The following is a 25,833-nucleotide window of genomic DNA, read 5'->3' on the forward strand; positions in this document are numbered from 1 at the left end:
AGCACGGGTATGGAGATCAACGAGCAGCCCCGCGGCGCGATCGGCGCGACGGTCGAGGGCTTCGACCACACCACCGCCTCGGACGCCGACATCGCCGCGCTCAAGAACGCCGTCTACACCAAGAAGATCGCCGTCCTGAAGGCTCAGAACCTCTCACCCGAGGAGTTCCTGGAACTCGGCAGGCGGCTGGGCCGTCCGGAGATCTACTACGAGCCGATGTACAAGCACCCGGAGGTCCCGGAGATATTCGTCTCCTCCAACGTTCCGAAGGACGGAAAGCAGATCGGCGTACCGAAGACGGGCAAGTTCTGGCACGCCGACTACCAGTTCATGCCGGACCCCTTCGGGATCACCCTGATCTACCCTCAGGTCATCCCGGAGAAGAACCGCGGCACCTATTTCATCGACATGGGCGAGGCATACGAGAAGCTGCCCGAAGAACTGAAGAAGGAGGTAGCCGGAACGCACTGCAGGCATTCGGTGCGCAAGTACTTCAAGATACGGCCGAACGATGTCTACCGGACCCTCTCCGAGATCATCGAGGAGGTCGAGCAAAAGACCCCGGCCGTCCGTCAGCCGACCACCTTCACCCACCCCATGACCGGCGAGACCGTGCTCTACATCAGCGAGGGCTTCACCGTCGGCATTGAGGACCAGGACGGCAAACCGCTCGACGACGAACTGCTCAAGCGGCTCTTCGACGCCACCGGCCAGCTCGACGAGACCTTCGGGCACGAGGGCATCCACCTGCAGAGCTTCGAGCAGGGCGATCTGCTGGTCTGGGACAACCGCAGCCTGATCCACCGTGCCCGGCATACCACCACACCCGAGCCGACCGTCTCCTACCGCGTCACCGTGCATGACGAACGCGGGCTCCACGACGGGATCAGGGCGGCATGACGGACGAAGCCCTGTTGGCTCAGGTACTGACACCCTACAAGGACCACTGCAAGTACCTGCGTTCGGCGATCGTGACAGAAACAGACGGTCGTGCTTTTGCACGCTGCGAGTTCGAGATCCCCGAGTCGTGCTACATCGACGACACCGACCATTTGAATTCCGTCGAGGTGAACATCTGCTACAACCAGATGATGTATTACCTCGTCGCCAAGTCTGTCAAGGAAGGACTGGGCACGGGTTTCGAATCCTGGACGCTGGACGACTTCTGGAAGCATCAACTCCCGGACATTCTGATCGCCCGTTTCTCATCCAGCTTCCGACGCGCGATAGATCCCCGTTCCTTCTCCGGGGAAATGGAGTTCCGGTCCGTCACCCGGCGTGCCCCGGCCGACGGCAGCCCGTTCCTGCACGCCAAGACCGCCTTCCGCTACTGGGATGCCGAGTCGGGACGCTGCGACGGTGAGGCGACTCTGGCGTTCGTCAACGTCCCCTGACACGAGGCGAGAGAGATCCATGACCCCAAACAGGCTCCATCACCCGCAGCTCCGGACGCTCGTCCAGACCACGAGCTTCCACGCCAGGCACCAGCCCGCCACCCCCGCGGTCCTCTGCGAGGGCCGCACCCTGACCTACGAGCAACTGCACCGTGAGAGCAACCGCATCGCCCACGCTCTCCAGGCCGCCGGACTCAGGGCGGGCGACCGGGTCGCGTATCTCGGCAAAGAGTCAGAGCACTACTACGAGATCCTCTTCGCCTGCGCCAAGAGCGGCACCGTCCTGGTCCCCGTCAACTGGCGGCTCACCGCGCCCGAGGCGAGCCACATCCTCCAGGACTCCGGCACCCGACTCCTCTTCCTGGAGGACGAGTTCGGGCCGATCGTCGACAAGATGCCGACCGCGCCCCCGGACGTGGTCGTCGCACTCGGCGAGCTCTTCACCGCCTGGAAAACACCCCACCCCCACACCGAACTCCCGGACAGCGCCACCCCCGACACACCCGTCGTTCAGCTCTACACCAGCGGCACCACCGGCCTGCCCAAGGGCGTCGTCCTCGCCCACCGCAGCTTCTTCGCGATCCGTGACGCCCTGGCGAGCGAAGGCCTGGACTGGATCGACTGGCGACACGGAGACGTCGCGCTCGTCGGCATCCCGGGTTTCCACATCGGCGGCCTGTGGTGGGCCACACAGAACCTCAACGCCGGCACGACCATCGTCGCCATGCGTGCCTTCGCCGCGCGGCAGGCCGTCGACCTCATCCGCGATCTCGGCATCGCCACCGCCTGCGTCGTCCCGGCCATGCTCCGCATGATGCTGAACGAACCCGGCGTCAGCGCCAAGGACTTCACCACCGTACGCAAGACGGTCTACGGCGGCTCCCCGATCTCCGAGGCACTCCTTCAGGAGAGCCTCGCGGTCCTGGACTGCGACTTCGCCCAGATCTACGGGCTCACCGAGACCGGCAACACCGCCGTCTGCCTGCCTCCGGCTGCCCATGTGCCGGGCGGATCGCTCATGCAGGCGGCGGGACTGCCGTATCCGGGCGTACGCGGCAAGGTGATCGACGGCGAAGGCCGCGAACTGCCGCCGGGCGCGGTCGGGGAGGTCTGCCTGGCCACGCCCGCGCACATGGTCGAGTACTGGCAACTGCCCGACAAGACCGCCGAGACCCTCGTCGACGGCTGGATCCACACCGGGGACGCCGGATACATCGACGTGGACGGCTACGTCTTCATCCGCGACCGCATCAAGGACGCGATCCTCGTCGCGGGCGAGAACGTCTACCCGGCCGAGATCGAGAACGTACTGGAGGCTCATCCCGGGGTGGCCGAGGCCGTGGTCGTGGGCGCCCCCGACGAACGCTGGGGCGAGTACGTGCACGCCTTCATCGTCCCGGACCTCGAACGGCGGCCCACCCCCCGGGACCTGCACACCTTCCTCGTCCCGAGGCTGGCGAGCTTCAAGCTGCCCGCTCGCTACGAGTTCATCGACAGCGTCCCGCGCAACCCCAGTGGAAAGATCCTCCGCCGCGAACTGAGGGACTGCTTCTGGGGCGACTCCGCCCGCAAGGTCAACTGACCACCCTCCCCCTGGAGTGAACGACATGCCTGCTCCCCTCATGCTGGAGGGATTCCGCGCGGACCTGGCGGAGTTCCTCTTCCAGAAGCCCGACGAAGTCGACCTCGAAGAGAACCCCGTCTACGCCGGGCTGGACTCCCTGCACATCGTCACCCTCATCGAACGGTGGCGGGAAACCGGCCTGGACGTGTCTTTCATCGAACTCGCCGAGTGCACCTCATTCGCCCAGTGGTGGCAACTGCTCTCCGCACGTCAGGAGGCGGCGAAGTGACGGCGCGCCACCGGTTGCTGGCCGCTCAGGAAGGCGTCTGGACCGGCCAGCGGCTCGACCCGGACAGCCCGGCGTTCAACACGGCCGAGTACGTACACATCCACGGCCCCGTGAACGCGGCCGTCTTCGACGATGCCCTGCACCGCGTGGTCGCGGAGACAGAGGCCCTGAACGTCGCCTACCTGGTCGACGATCAGGGGCAGCCCTGGGAGACCGCCGCTCCGGCCGACGACTGGCGGCTGCACACGGCCGACCTCACGGCCGAGCCCGATCCGCGCGCGGCGGCCCTGGCGTGGATGGACGGGGACATGGCCCGCCCCGTCGATCTGGTCCGCGGCCCGGTCTTCGGCCACGCCCTGCTGCGGATCGCACCGCAGTCGTACCTCTGGTACCACCGAGTTCACCACGTCGCCCTCGACGGCTTCGGCCTGTCGCTGGTCGCCCGCCGGGTCGCCCAGGTCTACACGGCCCTGGTGGCGGGCGAGCCGGTGGGAGACAGCGGCTTCGGCACGCTGGCCTCGGTGCGGCAGGAGGAGGGCGTCTACCGGGACTCGCCCCGCTTCGCCAAGGACCGCGCCTACTGGACAGACCGGTACGCGGACCGCACGCGAGTGGCGACCCCGGCCGGCCGTTCGGCCCTGCCCGCGCGCACCTTCCACCGCCGGGTCGTCGACCTCGACGCGGCACACACGGAGACTCTGCGTGCCGTCGCCCGCCGCCTGAAGGTCACCTGGTCCGAGATCCTGCTGGCAGTCACAGTGGCCCGGCTGCACCACGCGACCGGCGCCCCGGAAATCGTCCTCAGCCTCCCTGCGATGGGCCGCCTCGGCTCCGTCTCCCTCCGCGTGCCGTGCATGGTCCGCAACATCCTCCCCTTGCGCGTCCCCGTCACCCCGGCGGACACTCTGCGCGAGCTCGCCGCCCGGATCTCCCGCGAACTGCGCGCCGGTCTCCCTCACCAGCGCTACCGCTACGAACAAGTGCGCCGCGACCTCAGACTGGTCGGAGGACAACGCAGGTTGTCCGGTCCGGGCGTCAACATCATGCCCTTCGAGTACGACCTGCGCTTCGCCGGACACCGCAGCACCGTCCACAACGTCTCCGCCGGCCCTGTCGACGACCTGTCTGTCAACGTCTACGACCGCTCCGAGGGCGCGGGCCTGCGCATCGCCGTGGACGCCAACCCCGATCTCTACGACGAGGCGGACGTCGTCGCGTTCCAGGAGGGGCTCCTTGCTTTGCTGAGTGAGGCGGTCGCCGCCCCGGACCGGCCGCTCGCGGACCTGCGGGCGCATGAGTCTGTCCCTGTCCTCGACGGCGGGCCGCTCCCCGGTCAGGTGCGCCCGGTGCTCGGGCTGATCGCCGACCATGCCCGCCGGCGCGGCGGGTCCGTGGCCGTCGAGCACGAAGGACGCAGCATGACGTACGCGGAGCTCTTCGGTTCGGCGCGTGACCTCGCCTGCCGACTGGCCGCCCGTGGGGTGGGCCCCGGGGCCCTGGTGGCCGTGGCCCTGCCGCGTGGCATCGACGCGATCACCGCCATCCTCGGTGTCCTGCTCTCCGGTGCCGCCTACTGCCCGCTCGACCCGACCGCACCCGAGGCGCGCAGGGCCGAGTTGCTGGAAGGCGCCCGGCCCGCGCTGGCACTGACGGCCGGCGCCTTCGCCGACGTCATGACGGATGCCCCACCAACGCCCGGCATGGCCCGGCCGACTGCTCCGACGCCGGACGACCTCGCCTACGTCCTGCACACCTCCGGATCCACCGGCCGACCCAAGGGCGTCGAGATCGGCCACCGGGCCCTCGCCCACTTCGTCGCCGGCGCCACTTACCGCTACGGCATCCAAGGCGTCGACCGCGTCCTGCAGTTCGCCCCTCTGCACTTCGACACGAGTGTCGAGGAGGTCTTCCTCGCCCTGTGTGCGGGCGCCACGCTCGTCGTCCGCGGCGACGACATGACCGACTCGGTCGCGGCCTTCCTCGAGGCATGCGCCCGCTCGCGGATCAGTTTCCTCGACCTGCCCACGGCCTACTGGCACGAGGTGGCGTACGCCGTCTCGACCGGTGCCGCCACCCTTCCCGCCGGGGTGCGGACCGTCGTCATCGGCGGCGAGGCGGCGCTGCCCGAGCGGGTCGACCGCTGGCGCAAGGCCGTCGGCAGGTCGGTCCGCCTGCTGAACACCTACGGCCCGACCGAGGCCACCGTGGTCGCCACCGTCGCCGATCTCCACGACCCCGCCCTTGCCCCGGGGGACGTTCCCATCGGGCTTCCACTGCCGGGCACGCAGGCCGCGGTCGTCGACGGTGAACTCCACCTCCTGGGCGACAACCTGGCCGTCGGCTACCGGGGAGACCAGCTTCCGGACGCCTCACGTTTCGCGCCTCTCCACGCGCTCCCTGAAGCACCCCGCGCCTACCGCACCGGCGACCTCGTACGGATCGGCGACGACGGGCAATTGCGCTACTTGGGCCGGTCCGACACCGAGTTCAAGATCAGCGGCCATCGCGTGCATCCGGCCGAGGTCGAGAGTGCACTCGTCGCCCACGCGGGAGTCCGTGACGCCGCCGTCGTAGGACAGGTATGGGAGGACGGGACGCGGCGGCTGGTCGCGTACGTCGTCCCGGACGGACCCGCCCCGGCCGTGGCCGCGATCAGTGACCACCTCCGTACCACGCTGCCCCCGGCGATGATCCCGTCATCGTTGGCGTTCCTGGATCGGCTGCCCCGGACGAGTTCGGGAAAGATCGACAGGAAGACACTCGCCACACACGACCTCGACCCCGGCACACGGGTGTCCTCGCCCGACGGCACCCTGGAGCGCACCGTAGCCGCCGTCTGGCAACAGGTACTCGGCGTGGCCTCCGTCTCAACGCAGGACGACGTGTTCGACCTCGGAGCCCAGTCGCTCCAGGCCATCCAGGCCGCCAACCGCCTCGGCGTCGAACTGGGCCGCGACGTGAAGGTCGCCTGGCTCTTCCAGTACCCCAGCGTCGCCGAACTCGCCCGCTTCCTGCGGCAGCAGGCACGCCCGACAACTCCCGGCCTTCCGGCGACCCTACTCGCCGACACCGTCCTTGACCCCGACATCCGCCCCGGCGACGGGCTCCGGGCGGGCGGAACGCCGGAACGGATCCTGCTGACCGGCGCGACCGGCTTCGTCGGCGTACACCTGCTGGCGCAGCTTCTGACGAGCACCGAAGCGGAAGTCGTCTGCACCGTCCGGGCCTCCAGTCCCGCCGAGGCCACCGCCCGTATCCACCAGGCCCTGGAAACCCACCGGATCCACCTCACCGACGCGGCGCGGGAACGCATCACGGCGATTCCCGCCGACCTGGCCCGCCCCGGTCTGGGCCTGCACGAAACGCTCTTCGCCGACCTGGCCCGCACCTGCGGAGCCATCTTCCACAACGCGGCGACCGTGAGCATCATGCGCGACTACGCCACCCTGCGCCCCGCCAACACCGAGTCGACCAGGGAGCTGTTGCGTCTGGCGGCCGTACGCGCGGTCCCCCTGCACTTCGTGTCGACCCTGTCCGTCGCCCCGCCGCTCGCCCTGAGCCCCGAAGTGCCAGAGGCGTTCCTCCCACCTCACACCGGACTGCGGTACGGCTACCAGCAGTCGAAGTGGGCCTCCGAGCGCCTGCTGGAACAGGCCGTCGAGCGAGGGATACCGGTCACCGTGCACCGGCTCGGCCGGATCGTCGGCCCGGCCGCCACCGGCTACGTGAACGAGCGGGACTTCCTGTGGAGCGTCCTGCGCGCCGGGATCCCCGCCGGCATCGTCCCCGAGCTGTTCGAGGAGGAGACCTGGACTCCCGTCGACCACGCCGTCGAAGCCCTCGTCCATCTCTGCCTCGGACCGGCGAGTGCGGCGAGGGTCTTCAACCATGCCGCCACGGCCCCCGTGCGGCTGAGCGACGTCTGCGACTGGCTGGAGGAGTACGGCTACCCGCTGCGGCGCCTGCCGCTGGACCAGTGGCGTGCCGAACTGCCGCGTTCCTCCGGCGTCGCGGCGACCACGCTGGCCTTCTTCGACTCCTGGGACGTGGACCCCGAGGATGCCGTCGGCCCTGATCTGCGCCTGGGACGCGTGCGCTCCGACAACGTCGTGACGGGCCTGTACGGGAGCGGCATCGCGTGCCCGCCCGCCGACCGGGATCTCGTCTTCCGTTACCTCGACCACTGCGTCACGACCGGCACCCTGCCTGCCCCGACCGGGCGGATGAGTCATCTGGCAACTCCCACAGAATAGTTGGGAATCTTCGGGAACTCACCGGATCTGCTTCCCGACTACTGCTACAGAGCCACAACAGAGCCCGTCGCCGCACGAGCACCCGCTTCAAGGAGCACGCATGTCGAAGAAACGGCCGGTCGCCATCGCCCTGGCCGGCGCCCTCTGCCTGGTCACCGCAGCCTGCGCCGAGTCCTCGACCGACACGGACAGCGCCGCCGACGGCAAGGCATCAGCGGCCGCCGCGAAGTCCGGCTACCCGGTGCCCCTCGATAACTGCGGAGTCTCGGAGAAGATCACCAAGGAGCCCAGCCGGGTCGTTGTGATGAACGGCGCCTCGGTTGCCGAGGTCTCGACGCTCCTCGCCCTCGGCCTCCAGGAAAAGGTCGTGGCGAACCAACAGAGTTACGGCATGTCCGAGGTCGCGGGACGCGCTGCCGCCATCAAGGCGCTGCCCAAGGGCGACGTGAAACTCAACGACGCCTACGACATCCCCCGCGAGGCGATGATCGGGCTGCGCCCGGACTTGGTGCTGTCGACGACGGCGTACGGCTTCGACGGGAAGAACGGCTTCGCCACGCGGGAGCAGCTGAAGCAGATCGGCGTGAACACCTATGTCTCCCCGCAGGGCTGCGACCAGGACACCTCCAAGATGACCATCGCCGACAGCTACACGCTGCTGCGCGACATGGGCAAGGTCTTCAACAAGAGTGACGAGGCCGAGAAGATCGTCGCCGCGTCGGAGAAGCACATCGCCGAGGTTGCCGCCAAGGTGAAAGGCGAGAAGCAGCCCAAGGTCATGGTGCTGTTCTCCAACATGGCCATGGGCGGCAACGACTTCAGCTCGGTCGTCGCCAAGGGCATCTACAACGACATCCTCTCCAAGGCCGGCGGCAGTAACGCCTTCGAGAACGCCTCCAAGACCTCCTTCGCGGACCTGAGCAAGGAGAAGGTGGCCGCGACCGACGTCGACGCGCTCGTCGTCATCGGCTACAACGACCCGAACCCGATGGCCTACGCCAAGAAACTGCTGAAGGAGTTCCCCCAGTGGCCGGCGGCGAAGAACAACAAGTACGTGGCGCTGTCGGACTCGATGTATCTCGGCCCGAGCAACGACCTGGCGGTCGAGAAGATCGCCGGGATGCTGCACCCCGACAAGGTCTGAACGGCCTGAGACTGTCTGTCGCCGCAGGCGCCCTGCTGGTCGTGCTCGTCGGGGTCATGGTCGTGGCGGTGAGTATCGGTGCGGTCAACATCCCCGTCGGTGACGTGTGGGGGATCCTCCTGCACCACGTCACCGGCCAGGGCACCACATCAGACCCGGCACTGGACCAGATCGTGTGGACCTTCCGGGCGCCCCGCGTCGTCCTGGCCGCCCTGGTCGGCGCGGGCCTGGCGGTGGCCGGGGCGGTACTGCAGACCCTGGTTGCCAACCCGCTCGCCGACCCGGTCGTCCTGGGCTTCTCCTACGGCGCCTCGCTCGGCGCAGTGCTGGTCATCACCCTCGGGGGTGTCGCCCTCGGCGGGCTGGGCGCGCTCGGCGTGTCCGGCGCGGCGTTCATCGGCGCCCTGGCAGCCGGGGCCCTGGTCTTCGTCCTGGGGCAGCGACAGGGCCGGCTCGCCCCCACCAGGGTGGTGCTGGCAGGGGTGGCGGTCGGCTATGTCCTGCTGGCGATGACCAGCTTCGTCCAGCTGCTGGCGACGCCCACCGAGCTGCGAACGGTGATGTTCTGGATGCTGGGCAGTGTCGCCGGCGCCCAGTGGAGCCAACTGCCCACCGTCACGGTCGTCGTCCTGGCGAGCACGGTCATGCTGACCCTGCTCGGACGGCGGCTCAACGCCCTGCTCGCCGGTGACGAGTCGGCGACCGCGCTCGGCGTGGACGTCAACCGGCTGCGGGCCGCCCTGCTGGTCGTCAGCGCGCTCCTCACCGGCACGGTCATCGCGGTCGCGGGCGGGGTGGGCTTCGTCGGCCTGATGATCCCTCATCTGGTCCGCCTCACCGTGGGCGCCGACCACCGCAGGCTGATTCCCCTGACCGCCCTCCTCGGTGCCGTCTACCTGGTCCTCGTGGATCTGCTCTCGCGCACCCTCACCCGCCCCAACGAACTGCCGCTGGGCATCCTCACCGCCCTGCTCGGCGCCCCCTTCTTCCTGTGGCTGCTGCGCCGCAACAAGGGCCTGGACACCGTATGAAACTGACCGTGGACCAGCTCCACGTCACCCTGGACCGCAAACCGATCCTCCGCAAGGTGACCCTGGAGGCAGCCAAGGGCGATGTCGTCGGCCTCGTGGGCCCCAACGGCAGTGGCAAGTCCACCCTGCTCCGCACGGTCTACCGGTCCCTGCGCCCCGCCGGTGGAGTGATCCGAGTGGGCGGCGACGACGTACGGGAACTCTCGACCCGCACCGCCGCGCGCCGCACGGCGGCCGTCCTCCAGGACGCCGGCACCACCACCGGACTGACGGTGACCGAGATCGTCGCCCTCGGCCGCACCCCCCACCACGGCCTGATGGGCAGGGACGGATCCGAGGACCGTGAGGCCGTCGCCGAGGCGGTGGCCCGCTGCGGAGTGGGTCCCTTCGCGGACCGGGATTACGCCACCCTGTCGGGCGGCGAACGCCAACGCGTCCTGCTCGCCCGTGCCCTCGCCCAGCGCCCACAACTCCTGGTCCTGGACGAGCTCACCAACCACCTCGACATACGCGCCCGCTTCGAGCTCCTGGACCTGATCCGCAGCACAGGGATCACCACTCTGGCGGTCTTGCACGACCTCGACCTCGCCGCCCGCCTCTGCGACCACCTCGTCGTGCTCCACGAGGGTGAGGTGGTGGCAGCCGGACCGGTCCTGGAGGTCCTGACCCCGGATCTTCTCCGTGCTGTCTTCGGCGTCCGGGGAAATACGGACCGCCACGCAGACGGCGTCGTCCGCATCACCTACGCCGCACAGCCCCTCGCCGACGCCCGGGAGCCCGAGCCGGCAGATCGGTGATTCGGTGACGCAGACGGTCGCTCACTCGCTGTGCGGCTCGTACGGGATTCCGGTGCGGGTCGGTTCGCGTGCCTCGGCCCCGTCGAACGACGGTTCCGCGCCCGTGCGGTGGCCGCAGCCAGGTCAGGTGCGGTTCGTCCTTCACCAGGGCGCGGGTGCCGTCACCTCCGGGACGGATCAGCCGGCGATCGACCGACAGCGGGCCGTAGCGGAGGAGGGGACGGAGGGCAGGTCAGGACGGATGATCTGCCATTGCTGCCGCGTCTGTGACGCGTACGGCTGCTGTTCGAGGTTGGCTCCGTCGGCGGTGCTTCGCTCGTCGACGCCGAGGCAGAGACCGCTGTAGCGGTTGATGAGGAAGTAGTGTCCGTCACCGGCGGGCGTGACGGCCCAGTGCTGCTGGGGGGCGGTGGCGTCTGACCAGATGCCGGCGTTGCCGCCGTCCTCGCGGGAGAGGCCCGCGACCTCCAGAAGCTTGCCGCTGCCCACACCCTTGATCTTGTAGTCGCCGTCGCCGGTGCTGGCGAAGGTCCACTTCTGGTTCGCCTGGTTGAGCCATGGCCACTGATCGACGTTGGTGCCGTTGGCGGTGCGCGCGCCCTCCACGTCGGCGGCCTTGCCGCTGTGCCGGGCGAGCAGCCGGTAGACGGTGCCGTTGCCGGGCAGGGTGGTGGATACCAGCGCGGGTTTGGCCGTTCGGCCGCCGATCCTGACGCCACGTACGTTGGCGTAGTCGCCGGTTGCCGCATTGACCAGGATCCGTACGAAGCCAACGTTCCGGACCGGCCACTCGGCAAGCTTGAGGGTGCGGTCACCAGCCCAGGCGCCCGCCCCTCGGTTTCCTGCCCCTCTGGTACGACCTGGAACGGTTCTGCCTGCGTCGGCCACGGGCCTCGAAGTACCCCCGCAGTGGCGATGGCCGTAAGTCTTCCAGGTGGCGACGGCGTCCGCCGTCAGCAGCGCGACTGGGTTGCGCTGCTTCTTGTACGGCACCCAGCACATGTACGGGCTGGGTGCCGTACGCCATGCGACCCCGGTGGCGCGACCGCGCCACCGGGGTCGCATGGTTTCCCCGCGAGATCCTCGAACGCGTCCTCAAGAGCTGCGAAATCGGCAAGGGCTGCGGAAAACCCAGGTGGTGGCTGGATCCAGCAGGCGTACCGCGAGCAAGCCTCGGACGGCGACGGCGCAAAGCCGGTCTCGGGGGCCTCTGCGGGTCAGATGGGGATGTTCCCGTCGGGGATGAAGGGGTCTCCGTGGCCGGGGACGACCAGGGCGGGCTTGAGGGCGAGGATCTTACTGCGGGAGGCGCGCAGGCCCTCGTGGTCGTCGGAGGTGGGATCTTCGGCGGGGCCGTGGACGCTCCACCAGGCGTGGGTGAGGACGACGGTCCCCTCGGCGGTTTCCGCGGCGGTGGAGACGTCCTGGGGGGTGTGGCCGGGTGTTTCGATCAGTCGGATTGAGGGGGAGAGCCGGTACCCGTCGGCGGGTCGGTCGAAAGGCCACCGGGCCGGCCAGTGAGGTGTTTGTCATGCGCAAGACCATCGTTTCGGTGATCGTCACCCCCGAGGCCGCCGAGTCCACGGCCGCCGTCACACCGACCACCGTCAGACCAGGACGACCGGAACCCCGCGCTCCTCGAAGCGGGCGGCCCGTCGTGCCGCCCCCGTGTCGGTGATGAGCGTCCCGATGTCCTCCACCGGGCAGATCCGGGCGAACGCGCGGGCGCCCAGCTTCGAGCTGTCCGCCACCACCACCAGGGTCCGCGCCCGCTCGGCGAGCAGCGCGTTGACGCTCGCCTCGTGCTCGCTGTGCGCGCCCGCGCCCTCCTCCGCGTCCACGGCGTCCACCCCGAGGAACGCGAGGTCGAGACTGACCTCGCCCAGGATGTGCCGGGCCAGCGGACCGACCAGTTCGTACGACTGGTGCATCGCGACCCCGCCCGTCGTCACGACCTTGAGGTGCGGCCGTACCGCCAGTTCATGGGCGATGTTCAGCGCGTTCGTGACGAGCGTGACCGCCGGTTCCTCGGCCGAGCCCCTGAGATCGCCGCGGGTGGCGATGGCGCGGGCCACCTCCGTCGTCGTCGTACCGCCGTTCAGCCCGACGACCATCCCCGGCTCGACCATCGCCGCCGCCGCCCGCGCGATGCGCTCCTTCTCCGAGGCGTGCCGCACCGTCTTGTAGCGCAGGGGCAGTTCGTACGCGACGGAATGGGCCACCGCGCCGCCCCGGGTACGGGTCAGCAACTGCTGCTCGGCGAGGTGGTCGAGGTCGCGGCGTACGGTCGCGACGGACACCCCCAGCTCGACGGCGACGGCCTCGACCTCGACCTGGTGCCGCTCGGTCAGCAGCTCCAGCAGGGCCGTGTGCCGCTCGTGGCGATTCACCGGATCACCGCATCCTTCCCGACGTCGACCGACCGGGCCCTGTCCGCTCCCGGGCCGCCCCTGAGCGTACCGTGCAACGTCATGCTTGTTTCTGATTGGAATGCTGCTCTAGCATGCAGAAAAAATCATTCTGCCGAACTTCATCGGTCACTGGACCGGGAGCGGAGAGCACGCATGGCTCAGGCGACACATGTGGAGACCGAACTGGCCGACCAGCCCGCCTGCTGGCGCCGGGCCGCCACGCTGGCCGTGGACCAGGGGGTGGTGGAGGCGCTGCCCGCGCCGGGGGAGCGCGTCGCCGTCGTCGGCTGCGGCACCTCCTTCTTCATGGCCCGCGCCTACGCCGCGCTCCGGGAGAGCGCCGGACAGGGGGAGACCGACGCCTTTGCCGCCTCGGAATTCCCCTCGGGCCGCCGCTACGACCGGATCGTGGCGCTGACCCGCTCCGGTACGACCACCGAGGTGCTCGCCCTCCTCGCGGGCGTTCGCGGCACGACCCGTACGACCGCGATCACCGCGGACCCGGCCACGCCGATCCGTGACGCCGCCGACCACCTGGTCGTCCTGGACTTCGCCGACGAACGGTCCGTCGTCCAGACCCGTTTCGCGACCACGGCGCTCACCCTGCTCAGGGCCCGTCTCGGGCTGCACAGCGACGCCGTGGTCGTGGACGGGGAGACGGCCCTCGCGCGGCCGCTGCCCGACGCCCTCACGGAGTGCACCCAGTTCACCTTCCTCGGCCGGGGCTGGTCGGTCGGACTCGCCGAGGAGGGCGCCCTCAAGATGCGGGAGGCCTCGCTCTCCTGGACCGAGGCGTACCCGGCGATGGAGTACCGGCACGGCCCCATCAGCATCACCACCGAGGGCACGGCGACCTGGATGCTCGGAGAGGCCCCCGACGGCCTGGCGGAGCAGGTCACGGCGACCGGCGGCCTGTGGGTGGCGGGGGGCCTCGACCCGCTGGCCGAACTGGTAGGGGTCCAGCGGCTCGCCCTCGCGCTCGCGGCGCGGCGCGGACTCGACCCGGACAGCCCGCGTCATCTCACCCGCTCCGTGATCCTCCCCGCGTCCTAGACGAGTCGTTCCCGCCGGAAAGCCACCGTGGAAAGGAAGTTGAGCTCGAACCGTTCGGCCCGGTGCCCCGCACCGGGCCGAACGCGTGCCGCCCCTGTGTCATTTCGTGCTGATGTGCGATGCCTCATACCGGAGCGGGATGCTCTGTGGGCAACTTTGTCAACTGCCCACCGCGAATGACCGCTTGGCGACTACCGTGTGTGCTCGGTGATCAACGGAGGGCTCATCCGGCATGCGCCGGTCCTGCCGCTGCGCCGTGAAACCAGAAGACCGCCGCCGCACCAGCACCAGCACGCATGCCGATCCTGGGGCCCCACGTACCGAGGACACAGATGTCTCCACTTCGCGCACCCGTCGCGCGGCCGGAACGCCGAGAGGGCGGGCGGCACGGTCGGCCGGGCTCCCGGACGCTCCCGTCCGCCGCCCGGGCCGACGCGGCGACCCCGCAGGACGCCCGCATACGGCCGTACCTCCTGCGCGCCGAACTCCTGCGCACCGCCGTCCTGCCCGCGATAGTCGCCTCGCTGAGCGGCGCGGCGGCCGTGGTGCTCGTCCTGCGCTCCACCACCGCGGAACCCACCGCCCCGGTCTGGACGGCCCTGTTCGCCACCGCGCTGCTCGCCTTCGCCGCCATCGCCGCGGCGGCGCTGGGCGCCGAGCGCACCGCCCGGACCGTCCTCGGCCGGTGCAACGCGCTGCGCCGCACCAGCGCGCGCCGGCAGGCCGAACTGCGCGCCGTCGTCGAACAGCTCAGACAGGGCGAACGGCTGCCCGCCCGCCCCACGCCACCCGCCGTGGCCGGCCACGGCGGCGATGAGTTCGAGCTGCTCACGGTGGAACTCGGCCGCACCCACGAGGCCGCGATCGCTGCCGTGACCCAGGCGTCGCGGCTCTCCAGCGGTGTCGGCAACGAACAGAAGGTGGAGGTCTTCGTCAATCTGGCCCGCCGCCTCCAGTCCCTCGTCCACCGCGAGATCCAGTTGCTGGACGACCTGGAGAACGAGGTCGAGGACCCGGAGCTGCTGAAAGGTCTTTTCCAGGTCGACCATCTCGCGACCCGGATCCGCCGGCACGCGGAGAACCTGGCCGTCCTCGGCGGGGCGATCTCCCGGCGGCAGTGGAGCCGGCCGGTCACCCTCACCGAGGTCCTGCGCTCCGCCATCGCGGAGGTCGAACAGTACCCACGGATCAAGCTGGTGCCGCCGATCGAGGGCAGCCTGCGCGGCCACGCCGTCGCCGATGTCATCCACCTGCTGGCCGAACTGGCCGAGAACGCCACGCTGTTCTCGTCCCCGCACACCCAAGTACTGCTCCGGGCCCAGCAGGTGACGGCCGGGCTGGCGATCGAGGTGGAGGACCGGGGGCTCGGCATGCACCCCACCGAGCAGAAGAAGATGAACGCGCTGCTCGCCGACCCGGACCAGGTCAATGTCGCGCACCTCCTCCAGGACGGGCGGATCGGCCTGTTCGTGGTCTCCGCGCTGGCCCGCAGACACGGGATCGCCGTCCGGCTCCAGAGCAACATCTACGGCGGGATCCAGGCCGTACTGGTACTGCCGCGAACGCTGCTCGGCGCCGACCCCGACGCGTACCCGGACCACACCGAACAGGCCGCCCCCGGGGAGCGGGACGGCTCTCCCGCACCGGGCTCTCCCGCACCGGGGTCCCCCGCACCGGGGTCCCCCGCACCGGGGTCCCCCGCACCGGGCTCTCCCACACCGGGGCCCCCCGCTTCGGGGCCTGCCGCACCAGGGAGCGTCGCGCCGGGTGGCGTCGTACCGGAGAGCGCCCAACTCCCGTCCCCGCCACCGGCGTACCCGTCACAGCCGCCGCCCGCCCCGCCGTCCCCCGCGGCCCCCGGCGGCCCCGCGCCGCTGCCCGTACGGACCGCCCGCGCCGAGCGGCCCACCCCCGCCGCAGCCCGCCCCGGTGCCCGTCACGCCGGGCGGCCCGAGCAGCCGCCCGCCCCCGTGATCCCGGTCAGGCCCGCGGTGGAGCCCACCGGCGACGGCAGGATCCGGGGTACCGCGAGCCGGCCCGTCCTGCCCAGGCGCCGGGGGCAGGAACACCTCGTACCGCAGCTACGGGACGGCCCCGCCCCGGCCCCCGCAGGTGAGCCCGCACTCCACGATCCCGGTCTGATGGCGGCCTTCCAACGGGGCATCGGCCTCGCCGAGTCGCAGCCCGTCGCGCGCCCCGCGGAAGCGCCGCCGCCCTCCTCCGGACTGCCGGAATCACCGCGCCACGACACCACCCCCAAGGAGTAGATTCACCATGGCGAGCGATGTGCCGACCGGCCATGTCTCCGACCTCGACTGGCTGTTGAGCGGTCTGGTCCAGCGAGTCCCGTACACCCGCAGCGCGGTGCTGCTCTCCTCCGACGGCCTGGTGAGATCCGTCCACGGCCTGGACCCCGACAGCGCCGACCACATGGCGGCCCTCTCCTCCGGCCTCTACTCGCTGGGCCGCAGCGCGGGCATCCGCTTCGGGGACGGCGGCGAGGTGCGCCAGGTCGTCGTGGAGCTGGACTCCACCCTGCTCTTCGTCTCCACCGCCGGATCCGGCACCTGTCTGGCCGTGCTGGCGGGCCGTGAGGCGGACGCCGCGGTCCTCGGCTACGAGATGGCGATGCTGGTCAAGAGCGTACGACCGTATCTGGCGACGCCCCTGCGGCACGGGGCCGGTGTCTCACCGAGCGCCGCGGGGCACTGACCGTGCCCCTCTCCACGGACGGGCCGTGGCTCGACGACGCGGCGGGCCGGCTCATCCGCCCGTACACCGTGAGCGGTGGCCGGACCCGGCCCACGGCTCCCCTGGACCTGCTGACGCTGGTGGTCTCCACCGGGACGGCGCCGCAGCCGCACCTCGGCCCCGAGCACACCGAGGCCGTCGTCCTGTGCGCGGGCCCGACCTCCGTCGCGGAGATCGCCGCACAGCTCCGGCTCCCCGTGACGGTGACCAAAGTCCTCCTCTCCGATCTGGTGGAGTGCGGGGCGATCACCGCACGGCCGCCGGACACCTTCGACCACCCCACCGACCGTTTCCTGCTGGAGGCAGTGCTCGATGGCCTACGACGACAGCTCTGACCCCTGTTCCGGCTCCCAGCCCTTCCCCACCGCGCTGAAGGTCCTTGTCGCGGGCGGATTCGGCGTCGGCAAGACGACCTTCGTGGGGGCGGTCAGCGAGATCGCGCCCCTCAGTACGGAGGAGCTGCTGACCCAGGTGAGCGCCGCGACCGACGATCTGACCGGCGTCGAGACCAAGACATCGACCACGGTCGCGATGGACTTCGGCCGGCTGACCCTCGACGAACGCCATGTGCTGTACCTCTTCGGCACACCCGGACAGGAACGCTTCTGGTTCATGTGGGACGAACTGTCCCGGGGCGCGCTCGGCGCGATCGTGCTCGCCGACACCCGGCGGCTCGACTACTCCTTCTCCGCGGTGGACTTCTTCGAACAGCGCGGCATCGGATTCGTCGTCGCCGTCAACGAGTTCGACGGCTCGTACCGTTATGACCCGGAGGAGGTACGGGCCGCGATAGACCTCAGGCCCGAGGTGCCGATCGTGCTCTGCGACGCCCGTATCGCCAGTTCGGGCATCCGGACGCTGGTCACACTCGTCCAGCATCTCCTCACCTCGTCCCCGGCCCCCGTGCGGTCCCCCTCCGAGGCCCCGGCCCTGTCCCCGGTGGTCTTCGCGCCCGCTCCGGCGCCGGAGCCCGCCGAATGAGGCCGTCGGCGGCGACCACCCCGAGCGACGGAGTACGCGGATGAGGTACGACCCGATCGCCCGGCTGCTGCTCACCCCCGTCGACCAGGAGGCCCCCCAGCGCGTGGTGCGGCTGCGCGGGCTCGGGCTCGGCGAACGCCCGGAACCGGCCCTCGACGCCTTCGCCGGGCAACTGGCCCGGATGACGGCCGCCCCCTACGCGATGGTCAACTTCCCCGACGGGGAACGGCAGTTCTTCGCCGGACTGCACACCCCGCCCGGCCGTGCCGAGCAGCGCCTCCAGTCCCGCGACCACGGCTACTGCCCCTACGTGGTGGTACGGCGCAAGGCGCTGGTCCTGGAGGACGTCCGCGACTTCCCCCGCTTCGCCGGGAACGCCCTCGTGGACGAGAGCGGCATCCGCTCCTACCTCGGGGCGCCCCTCATCGACCGTACGGGGATGGCCCTGGGCACCGTCTGCGTGGCCGACACCGAGCCACGGCGGTGGGGGCGCGCCGGACTCGACACCATCAAGGCGTGCGCGGCGCAACTGATGGCGCAGATCCACCGCAGGGAGGACGGCCTGGCCTAACCTCGGAACAGCCTCTTGACCACACGGACGGCCAGTCACTAGCGTGACGGATCAATCCTGCCGGAAAGCGCTTTCAGAGTCTCGGCCCCGGAGTAGGGGCCGAGCATCGGCCGAAGCGGTTCGCGGCAGGTCTGCCGAAGAGTGTTCCCAAGGCGCAGCGCACGTGACAACTACCGGGTGGCCCCGAGGAGTTCACAGTGAGCCAGAGCGTCCTGCCCGTCCCTCCTGTCCCTCCCTCCCCTTCGCCGCAGCGTGTCAGGCCCGGCGCCGGGGAGCGGATCGCCCGCGCCGTCGAGGCCGGTAAACGCCCCGTCGCGCTGCTCGTCGGCTGCGCCGTGCTCTGGTGGGCGGTCGCCGCCGCCGAGCTGGTCGAGCCGTATCTCGTCCCCTCGCCCGGCGCCACGCTCGATGTGCTGACGGGAAAGGCGGGTTACCTCTGGCACCACACCTGGGTGACGACGTATGAGACACTGCTCGGCTTTCTCATCGCCGCCGTGGTCGGTGTGTTCGCGGCGGTGGTGATGGTCCGCTCGTCGACCGTGGAGCGGACTCTCTACCCCCTGCTGCTCTTCGCCCAGGTCGTACCGAAGATCGCCGTGGCACCGCTGTTCGTGGTCTGGCTCGGCTTCGGGATCACCCCGAAGATCCTGATCGCCGTCCTCATCGCCTTCTTCCCCGTGGTGATCTCGATGGTGACCGGCCTCAAGGCGGTCGATCCGGAGATGCTCCAGCTCTCCGCGACGATGGGCGCGAAACCCTGGCAGACCTTCGTCAAGATCCGCTTCCCGGCCTCGCTGCCCCATCTCTTCTCCGGGCTCAAGGTCGCCGTGACACTCGCGGTGACGGGGGCCGTCGTCGGCGAGTTCGTCGGCGCCAACGAGGGGCTCGGCTATGTGATCCTCCAGGCAAACGGCAATCTCGACACCCCGATGCTCTTCGCGGGACTCCTCGTCATGTCGCTGATCGGCGTCGTCCTCTTCGCGCTCGTCGAGGTCGCCGAGCGGCTGCTGCTGCCCTGGCACGCGAGCCGCAGGGACACGGACGTCACCACCACCTACTGAGCACGAAAGGCGTTACGCGCCATACCTCTTGGGCACGACAGACACCACGCACGGCACGCACTGAGTACGACTCGCCCCCGCTCCGGGAAGGGCCAAGCCATGCACCCGCGCAGACTCCTGATCGGTCTCGTACCACTGTTCCTGATCGCGACCACCGCCTGTGGAGAGGACGGCGCGGGGACCACCACCAGCGACTCCGGCAAGAAGCTCGACGCAGTGACCCTGACGCTCAACTGGTATCCGTACGGCGAACACGCGCCGTTCTACTACGGCAAGCAGCGGAAGATCTTCGAGAAGCACGGCATCGATCTGACGATCAGGGCCGGCCAGGGCTCGCAGAAAACCGTGCAGGCGACCGCCGCCGGACAGACCGACTTCGGCTGGGCCGACACCCCCGCCCTGCTCAGCGGTGTGGACCAGGGCGTCGGGGTGAAGAGCCTCGGGGTCTTCCTCCAGACGACGCCGTCCTCCGTGCAGTTCTTCGAGAGCGAGAACGTCACCACGCCCGCCGATCTCAAGGGCAAGACCATCGCGGGCACGGCGGGCGACGCGCTCACCAAGACCTTTCCGATCTTCCTGGAGAAGAACGGGCTGAAGGAATCGGACGTCACGATCCAGAACACCGACCCGGCGGGCAAGATCGCCGCGGTGATCTCGGGCAAGACGGACGCGCTGCTCGGCTACGCCAGCGACCAGGGCCCGACCATGAAGAACAAGGCCAAGAAGGAGGTCTCGTACCTCCGCTTCTCCGACCACGGGCTCAACTTCTACTCCAACGGTCTGATCGCCGGCCAGCGGATCCTCGCCGAGCGCGGCGATCTGGCCCGGCGCATGGTGCGGGCCGTCAGCGAGTCGTGGGCGGCGGCCGAGAAGGCGCCGGACCCCGCCGTCGCCGCGATGGGCGGCGCCTCGGAGCAACTGCCGCCCAAGAACGTCCTGTCGGAGCAGTTCGCCACCACGGTGACCCTGCTGCACACCGACGCGACGCGCGGCGCCGCCCCGGGCGTCAACACCGAGGGCGACTGGCGGCGGACCATCGACATCATGGCGCGGGCCGGACTGGTGAAGAGCCCGAAGGCCGTACAGGAGTACTGGGACAGCGGCACGGCGCTGAAGGGATAGGACGGTACACACCATGGCCAGGGACGCGAAGCTCCAGGATCCGGCGGCGCGGCGGGACGGCGCGCACCACACCACCGTGCCCCCGGGCGCGCCCGCGGTCCGCCTGGACGAGGTGGCCGTCCGGTTCCGTACGAAGAAGCGCGAGGTCACCGCCTTGCACGAGGTCTCGCTCGATGTGGCGCCCGGGGAGTTCGTCGCCCTCGTCGGGCCCTCCGGCTGCGGCAAGTCCACCCTCCTCAAACTCGTGGCGGGCCTGCTGACCGTGTCCGAGGGCGCCGTCCGGCTGCACGGCCGGCCCGTCGAGGGACCGCGGCACGACATCGGCTACGTGTTCCAGCGCGCCGCGCTGCTGGAATGGCGCACCGCACGCCGCAACATCCTGCTCCAGGCGGAGATACGGCGGACGGACGCCGCCGCGGCGCGCGAGCGGGCCGACGAACTCATCGCGATGACCGGACTCACCGGGTTCGAGGACGCGTATCCGCACGAACTCTCCGGCGGCATGCAGCAGCGCGTCGCGCTCTGCCGGGCGCTGCTCCACGCACCGCCGGTGCTGCTGATGGACGAGCCGTTCGGGGCGCTCGACGCGCTCACGCGGGAACAGCTCAACATGGAGCTGAACCGCATCTGGCGCGAGACCGGCACCACGGTGCTGCTCGTGACGCACTCCATCTCGGAAGCGGTCTATCTGGCCCAGCGGGTGGTGGTGATGAGCCCGCGCCCCGGCACGATCACGGAGATCATCGACGTGGGGCTGCCGGCGGAACGGGAGTACACGCAGACGCTCGGGCGCCCCGAGTTCCGCACGGCGACAGCCAGGATCCGGGGACTGCTGGGGGCGGCTTCCGCGCAGGAGTGACGTACGGGTACGGGCGAGCCGCGCGCCGGTGACCGGTGCGCGGCTCGCCCGTACGCGGCTCAGTAGCGCAGCCGCGCGAGATACCGGTAGCTGCGCAGTGCCGTCAGGAACGGATCGGCCGGTGTGTCGTGCTCCACCAGCCACTGCCGTACGCCCCCGGACCGCGCTGTGTCGAACATCGAGGGGAAGTCCAGCACACCGGAGCCGACGTCCTCGAACCCGCCCTCGGGCGTCATGTCCTTCACATGCAGCGCGGGGAACCGGCCGGGGTTGGTCACGAAGAGCCGACGTGGATCGTCAGCGCCCTTCGACGCCCAGAACACGTCCAGTTCGAAGCCGACCAGCTCCGGATCGGTCTCCTTGAGCAGGATGCCGTACAGGCTCTCCCCGTCGACGGTGGAGTGGTCGCCGTCGTGGTTGTGGAAGAGCACCCTGAGCCCGGCGCGCCGCGCGAGCAGTCCCGCCGCGTTGAACTGCCGTGCCGCTTCCCGGTATCCGGCCGGTGAGTGCATCGTGGTGGGCAGGCTCGGCACCACGATCCACCGGCCGCCGAGCGTACGGACGTCCTCGATCGCCTGCGGCAGACCGCTGCCGGTGACCGTGGGGTAGGCGACATGTTCGAGCACCGCCCGCAGCCCGGTGGCGTCCAGCATCGCTCGGATCGCCGCCGCGCTGTGGCCGTGCCGGCCGCTGACCCCGACCGTCGCGTAGCCGATCCGCGCCAGGCGCTCCAGTGTCCCGGGGAAGTCCGAGGCCAGCGGGGTGCGCATGGTGTACAGATGCATGCCGATCGCGGACGGCGGGATCCGCCGGTGCCGCCGCCCGTGACCGGCGGCGCTCGCGCTGGCCGTACCGCCCAGCGCGACGGCCGTACCGCCCAGCGCGACGGCCGTCCCCGCCGCCGCGCCGAGGAACGCCCGTCTGCCGGTGACGGTGGTGCCGATCCCGTCGCTGTGGCTCGTGCGGTTCATCCCACTCCCCTCTCAGCGTGCGTCGACACGGACCGCGCCGGTCGTGGTGTCGCCGCGGTCGTCGGTGACGGTCAGCCGCGCCGTGTAGGCGCCCGCCCGGGTGTATGTGTGCGTGGCGCTCGGGCCCTCCGGACCCGCGGGCTTGGAGTTGTCGCCGTAGTCCCAGTGGTACGAGGCGATGGTGCGTCCGGCCAACGGCTTGACCTTCGAGGTGAGTTGGAAGGTGAGCGGCGTCGAGCCGTCCGCCGGGGCCGCTCGGGCCGTCACCTTCGTGGCCGGTTTCTTCTCGACACCGGAGCCGTTGAAGTGCAGCCAGTCCACCGCGAGCAGATCCGGACCCTGCTCGGTCCAGGCGGGGTTGGTGAAGACGGCGTACAGCTTCACCGTGTGTCCGGGGTCGACGAGGTCGGTGGTGGGGGAGACGATAGTGCCGTAGCCACCGGTGACGGGGACGGTCACCTTGCCCAGCAGTTGGCCGGTGGGGGAGTCCGCGCGGAACTCGATGTCTCCGCCGAGGCCGCCCGAGGACGCCCCGACCGTCACCGAACCGATGCCCTTCAGCGATACCGGGTCGAAGGCGATCCAGTCGCCGTCCTCGATCTCGCCGAGCCGCTTGCCGCCGGAGGAGTCGGCACGGTCCACTGCCTCCGCCCCGCCGTGCGCGCCGCCGGTCGACGTGCGGTGCTCGGCCTCGCGGAAGGCGGTGCGCAGGGTCAGCGAGGCCGACCCGGTGAGGGCGGGCACATCGCCTGCGCCGCCCCGGTCCTCGTAGCGCGCGGTGATCCCGTAGTACAGGTTCTGCCCGGGGCCGTGGCTGTCCCCGGCATCGGTGATGATCTCGCCCTTGCAGCCGGTGTAGTTGTCCAGCGGATGGAGGTGGCTGTCATGGCCGAGCTGGGACTGGACGACCACCCGGGAGCAGTCGATCCTGCCGCCAGGACCGGTCTTCCCGTCCTCCCGGTCGTTCACCTTCACGGTGAACGGGATGGTGTCGCCGAAGCGGAACATCCCGCCGTCCGGCGGCTGTTGGATGGTCACCACCGGTCGGGTGTTGCCGACGGTGATCTCCTGGACCGAGAGTCCGGTCAGCCCGCCGGGGCCTGTGACGGTGAGCCGGGCGGTGAACCGCCCCTTGTCGCGGTACACATGGGACGGGTTGGCTTCCGTCGAGTCGGTGGTCCCGTCACCGTCGAAGTCCCAGGCGTAGCGGACCGGTTGGCCGCCGGGCAGACCGGAACCCGCGCTGGAGAACGCGACGGTGAGCGGCGCCGCCCCGGTGTCCGGGGTCGCGGTGGTCCTGGCCTCGGGCAGCCGGTCGTCGCCGACATGGTCGATACGGTAGATGCCGGCGCCCTCGTTGCTGCCGCCCCGGCCCGTGCCGCTGCCCAGCCCGAAGTCGATGACGTACAGGGCGCCGTCGGGCCCGAAGTCCGCGTCGAAAGGCTGGTTCCACTTCATGTCGCCGAAGACGCCGTTGATGGACTGGAGGTCACCGGCCTGCACCGGCGGGAACCGCGGATCGGTGAACGTCTGGTCCTTCTCCTGGAACGAGAAGGTCTTGAACCAGGTCCGGGTCAGCTCGTAGACCAGCCACTTCCCCTCGAAGTACGCGGGGAACTTCGACGGGTAGGCGTTGTCGGGGTCGTAGTCGTAGACCGGGCCGCTCATCGGCGCCCCGCCGCCCGTGCCCAGTTCGGGGAAGTCGGCCGAGGCCGAGTAGGCGTACCAGACCGTCGCCGGTGCGGCGGGCGGCAGTTCGCGCAGACCGGTGTTGTTCGGCGAGTCGTTGACCAGGTTCGCGCAGTCGAACTTCGGGCCCGGGGTGCCGGTCGTGAAGTCGTAGTCGTTGAACGGGGTGTTGGCGCCGACACAGTACGGCCAGCCGTAGTTCCCCGGCCGGGTGACCCGGTTGTACTCGACGGTGCCCTCGGGCCCCCGGTCCGCGACGGCGGCGCGCGCGTCGGGCCCGTAGTCGCCCACCAGCAGCGCGCCGCTGCGCGGGTCGGTGGTGATACGGAACGGGTTGCGCAGGCCCATCGCGTAGATCTCGGGACGGGTGAGCTCCGTACCCGGGGCGAACAGATTGCCCTCGGGAACGGTGTACGTGCCGTCGTCCCGCGGTGTGATCCGCAGGACCTTGCCGCGCAGGTCGTTGGTGTTGCCGGCGGTCCCCTGGGCGTCCCAGGCGCGGCGTCCCGCGCGCTCGTCGATCGGGGTGAAGCCGTCGGAGGCGAACGGGTCGGTGTTGTCGCCGGTCGCGACGTACAGGTCACCGTTCCTGTCGAAGGCGATCGACCCGGCCATGTGCGAGTTCGCCCGGCCCTCGCCACGCAGTGTCGGGACCGTGAGCAGACGTTTCTCGGAGGCGGGGTCGATGGTGTCGCCCGAGACGGTGAAGCGCGACAGGTTGAGCTGTTTCTCGTTCTTGTCGGAGTGCAGCAGATAGAGCCAGTGGTTCGCCGCGAAGTCCGGATCGAGGGCCAGCCCGAGGAGGCCGTCGGACTGGCTCGTCATCTCGGGGGTGTACGCGAAGTCCAGCGCGGTCGAGACCCGGAGCGAGTCCTGGTCGATCACCTTGAGCTTGCCGGTGCGTTCGATGAAGAAGACCCGGCGGTCGGGGGCCACGGCCAGCTCGAAGGGGTCGGCCAGATCGCTGGTGACCAGCGGGGTGCGCTGGAAGGCGCCCGTGCGGGTGGCGGTGCAGTCGCCGGGCGCGCTGCCCGCCGCCCACTGGATGCCACCGAGCAGATGCGAGAGGAAGGCGTCCTCCTCGAACGCGGCGGCGTCATGCCCGCCGGCGGTGAACCAGGAGCGTCCGCCGTCGTAGTTCTGGCACCAGGACCACGGATGGTCGACGCCCTCGTCCAGGCCGTCGATCCCGTCCCGCACCTTGATCTGGGCGAGGGTGTGCACCTTCCCCGTCGGGTTGGTCCGCCAGTTGTACCACTCCTCCGTACGCTCCCAGAGCTGCGGAAGGTCACGGGTGGAGGGGTGCGTCCGGTCGAGTACCTTCACCCGGCCCGTCTGGACGGCCGGATGCTTGTCGAAGACCGCGCCGACCAGCCCCTCGTACCAGCTCCAGTCGCGCTCGCTCGCCGAGGCGGAGTGCAGCCCGACCCAGCCCCCGCCCCCGCGTACGAACCCCTGGAGGGCGGCCCGTTGGGCGGCGTCCAGCAGATCGCCGCTCTCCGGCGTGGAGTTGGTGTTGTTGAAGACGATGGCCTGGAAGCGGGACAGGTTCTCCTCGGTGAAGGCGGCGGAGTCCGAGGTGGCCTCCACGTCGAAGCCGTTCTCGCTGCCGAGTCGCTCAACAGCCTTGATACCGGCGGGTATCGAGTCGTGCTCGAAGTTGGTGACCTTGGAGAAGACCAGAACGCGGAACGCCGCCGCCTCGGCCCGGGGCGGGGCGGCCACCCCGGCACCGAGGACGAGGGCGAGTAACGCGGTGATCACAAGGAAGGGCGACGAAGCTCTCATGGGCGCTCCCGGTGCTGGTTGGGCCGGCGGGTTGGAAAGCGCTTTCAGGAGTACGCCGCACAGCGTAGGTCCCCGTATCACGGAGAGGCAATGGGTCGGAAGAG

At 70.1% G+C, this 25,833-nt stretch carries 20 protein-coding genes and 1 pseudogene; 17 read left to right on the top strand and 4 right to left on the bottom strand.

All coding sequences use genetic code 11. The features are described from left to right. Positions 1-9: 9 nt before the first annotated feature. From ACIQ7D_RS02735 to ACIQ7D_RS02770, 8 genes are all read left to right on the top strand, one after another. The gene (locus tag ACIQ7D_RS02735) at positions 10-900 is read left to right on the top strand and encodes a TauD/TfdA dioxygenase family protein (RefSeq protein ID WP_403932816.1); all 891 of its coding nucleotides are present in this window, start codon (positions 10-12) and stop codon (positions 898-900) included. Continuing rightward, entirely contained in the window at positions 897-1,394 is a 498-nt protein-coding gene (locus ACIQ7D_RS02740; RefSeq protein WP_403932819.1) for an FcoT family thioesterase, read from the top strand. The genes ACIQ7D_RS02735 and ACIQ7D_RS02740 overlap by 4 nt, the downstream gene beginning before the upstream one ends. 19 nt (positions 1,395-1,413) lie before the next feature. Beyond that, entirely contained in the window at positions 1,414-2,976 is a 1,563-nt protein-coding gene (locus ACIQ7D_RS02745) for a long-chain-fatty-acid--CoA ligase (RefSeq protein WP_403932822.1), read from the top strand. Positions 2,977-3,001: 25 nt separating this feature from the next. Further along, positions 3,002-3,247, top strand: a complete 246-nt coding sequence (locus ACIQ7D_RS02750) for a phosphopantetheine-binding protein (RefSeq protein WP_403932825.1) — start codon at positions 3,002-3,004, stop codon at positions 3,245-3,247. Further along, positions 3,244-7,500, top strand: a complete 4,257-nt coding sequence (locus ACIQ7D_RS02755; RefSeq protein WP_403932828.1) for an amino acid adenylation domain-containing protein — start codon at positions 3,244-3,246, stop codon at positions 7,498-7,500. The genes ACIQ7D_RS02750 and ACIQ7D_RS02755 overlap by 4 nt, the downstream gene beginning before the upstream one ends. A 100-nt stretch (positions 7,501-7,600) precedes the next feature. Beyond that, a complete protein-coding gene (locus tag ACIQ7D_RS02760; RefSeq protein ID WP_403932831.1) occupies positions 7,601-8,644 on the top strand; it encodes an ABC transporter substrate-binding protein in 1,044 nt (347 codons plus the stop codon). A 56-nt stretch (positions 8,645-8,700) separates the two neighbouring features. Then, on the top strand, positions 8,701-9,675 hold the full coding sequence (locus ACIQ7D_RS02765; protein WP_403933793.1) for a FecCD family ABC transporter permease: 975 nt from the start codon (positions 8,701-8,703) through the stop codon (positions 9,673-9,675). Next, positions 9,672-10,472 (top strand): ABC transporter ATP-binding protein, encoded by an 801-nt coding sequence (locus ACIQ7D_RS02770; protein ID WP_403932833.1) that lies wholly within the window; start codon positions 9,672-9,674, stop codon positions 10,470-10,472. Before ACIQ7D_RS02765 ends, ACIQ7D_RS02770 begins: the two co-directional genes overlap by 4 nt. A 177-nt stretch (positions 10,473-10,649) precedes the next feature. On the opposite strand, the pseudogene ACIQ7D_RS02775 reads toward ACIQ7D_RS02770, so the two are convergent. Continuing rightward, positions 10,650-11,300 (bottom strand): annotated as a pseudogene (locus ACIQ7D_RS02775) (RICIN domain-containing protein); the annotation flags it as partial. Positions 11,301-12,079: 779 nt separating this feature from the next. Beyond that, positions 12,080-12,862: a DeoR/GlpR family DNA-binding transcription regulator gene (locus tag ACIQ7D_RS02780; protein ID WP_403932836.1), complete on the bottom strand. Its 783-nt coding sequence runs from the start codon at positions 12,860-12,862 to the stop codon at positions 12,080-12,082. 174 nt (positions 12,863-13,036) lie between these two features. Here ACIQ7D_RS02780 and ACIQ7D_RS02785 point away from each other — a divergent pair, with 174 nt between their 5' ends. From ACIQ7D_RS02785 to ACIQ7D_RS02825, 9 genes are all read left to right on the top strand, one after another. Continuing rightward, on the top strand, positions 13,037-13,936 hold the full coding sequence (locus ACIQ7D_RS02785; RefSeq protein WP_403932839.1) for an SIS domain-containing protein: 900 nt from the start codon (positions 13,037-13,039) through the stop codon (positions 13,934-13,936). A gap of 332 nt (positions 13,937-14,268) precedes the next feature. Further along, positions 14,269-16,203, top strand: coding sequence for an ATP-binding protein (locus ACIQ7D_RS02790; RefSeq protein ID WP_403932842.1), 1,935 nt, complete (start codon positions 14,269-14,271; stop codon positions 16,201-16,203). Positions 16,204-16,210: 7 nt separating this feature from the next. Then, positions 16,211-16,648 carry a roadblock/LC7 domain-containing protein gene (locus ACIQ7D_RS02795; protein ID WP_329827633.1) on the top strand — a complete coding sequence of 146 codons (438 nt, stop codon included), beginning with the start codon at positions 16,211-16,213 and terminating at the stop codon, positions 16,646-16,648. 2 nt (positions 16,649-16,650) lie between these two features. Next, the gene (locus ACIQ7D_RS02800; RefSeq protein WP_403932845.1) at positions 16,651-17,022 is read left to right on the top strand and encodes a DUF742 domain-containing protein; all 372 of its coding nucleotides are present in this window, start codon (positions 16,651-16,653) and stop codon (positions 17,020-17,022) included. Next, positions 17,000-17,668, top strand: a complete 669-nt coding sequence (locus ACIQ7D_RS02805) for a GTP-binding protein (RefSeq protein ID WP_403932848.1) — start codon at positions 17,000-17,002, stop codon at positions 17,666-17,668. The genes ACIQ7D_RS02800 and ACIQ7D_RS02805 overlap by 23 nt, the downstream gene beginning before the upstream one ends. Positions 17,669-17,708: 40 nt before the next feature. Next, positions 17,709-18,239 carry a GAF domain-containing protein gene (locus ACIQ7D_RS02810; protein WP_403932851.1) on the top strand — a complete coding sequence of 177 codons (531 nt, stop codon included), beginning with the start codon at positions 17,709-17,711 and terminating at the stop codon, positions 18,237-18,239. Between the two features lie 197 nt (positions 18,240-18,436). Further along, complete coding sequence (locus ACIQ7D_RS02815) at positions 18,437-19,300, top strand: ABC transporter permease (protein ID WP_403932854.1); 864 nt, start codon at positions 18,437-18,439, stop codon at positions 19,298-19,300. Positions 19,301-19,399: 99 nt separating this feature from the next. Further along, positions 19,400-20,422, top strand: a complete 1,023-nt coding sequence (locus ACIQ7D_RS02820) for an ABC transporter substrate-binding protein (RefSeq protein WP_403932857.1) — start codon at positions 19,400-19,402, stop codon at positions 20,420-20,422. A 13-nt stretch (positions 20,423-20,435) separates the two neighbouring features. Continuing rightward, positions 20,436-21,281, top strand: a complete 846-nt coding sequence (locus tag ACIQ7D_RS02825) for an ABC transporter ATP-binding protein (protein ID WP_403932859.1) — start codon at positions 20,436-20,438, stop codon at positions 21,279-21,281. A 59-nt stretch (positions 21,282-21,340) separates the two neighbouring features. On the opposite strand, the gene ACIQ7D_RS02830 is transcribed toward ACIQ7D_RS02825, so the two are convergent. Together ACIQ7D_RS02830 and ACIQ7D_RS02835 are read right to left on the bottom strand one after the other, a co-directional pair. Next, complete coding sequence (locus ACIQ7D_RS02830) at positions 21,341-22,066, bottom strand: sugar phosphate isomerase/epimerase family protein (protein WP_403933795.1); 726 nt, start codon at positions 22,064-22,066, stop codon at positions 21,341-21,343. 198 nt (positions 22,067-22,264) lie between these two features. After that, positions 22,265-25,729 carry a ThuA domain-containing protein gene (locus ACIQ7D_RS02835; RefSeq protein ID WP_403932862.1) on the bottom strand — a complete coding sequence of 1,155 codons (3,465 nt, stop codon included), beginning with the start codon at positions 25,727-25,729 and terminating at the stop codon, positions 22,265-22,267. Between the last annotated feature and the right edge of the window lie 104 nt (positions 25,730-25,833).

Source organism: Streptomyces sp. NPDC096310, assembly GCF_044763125.1.
Classification (GTDB): domain Bacteria; phylum Actinomycetota; class Actinomycetes; order Streptomycetales; family Streptomycetaceae; genus Streptomyces.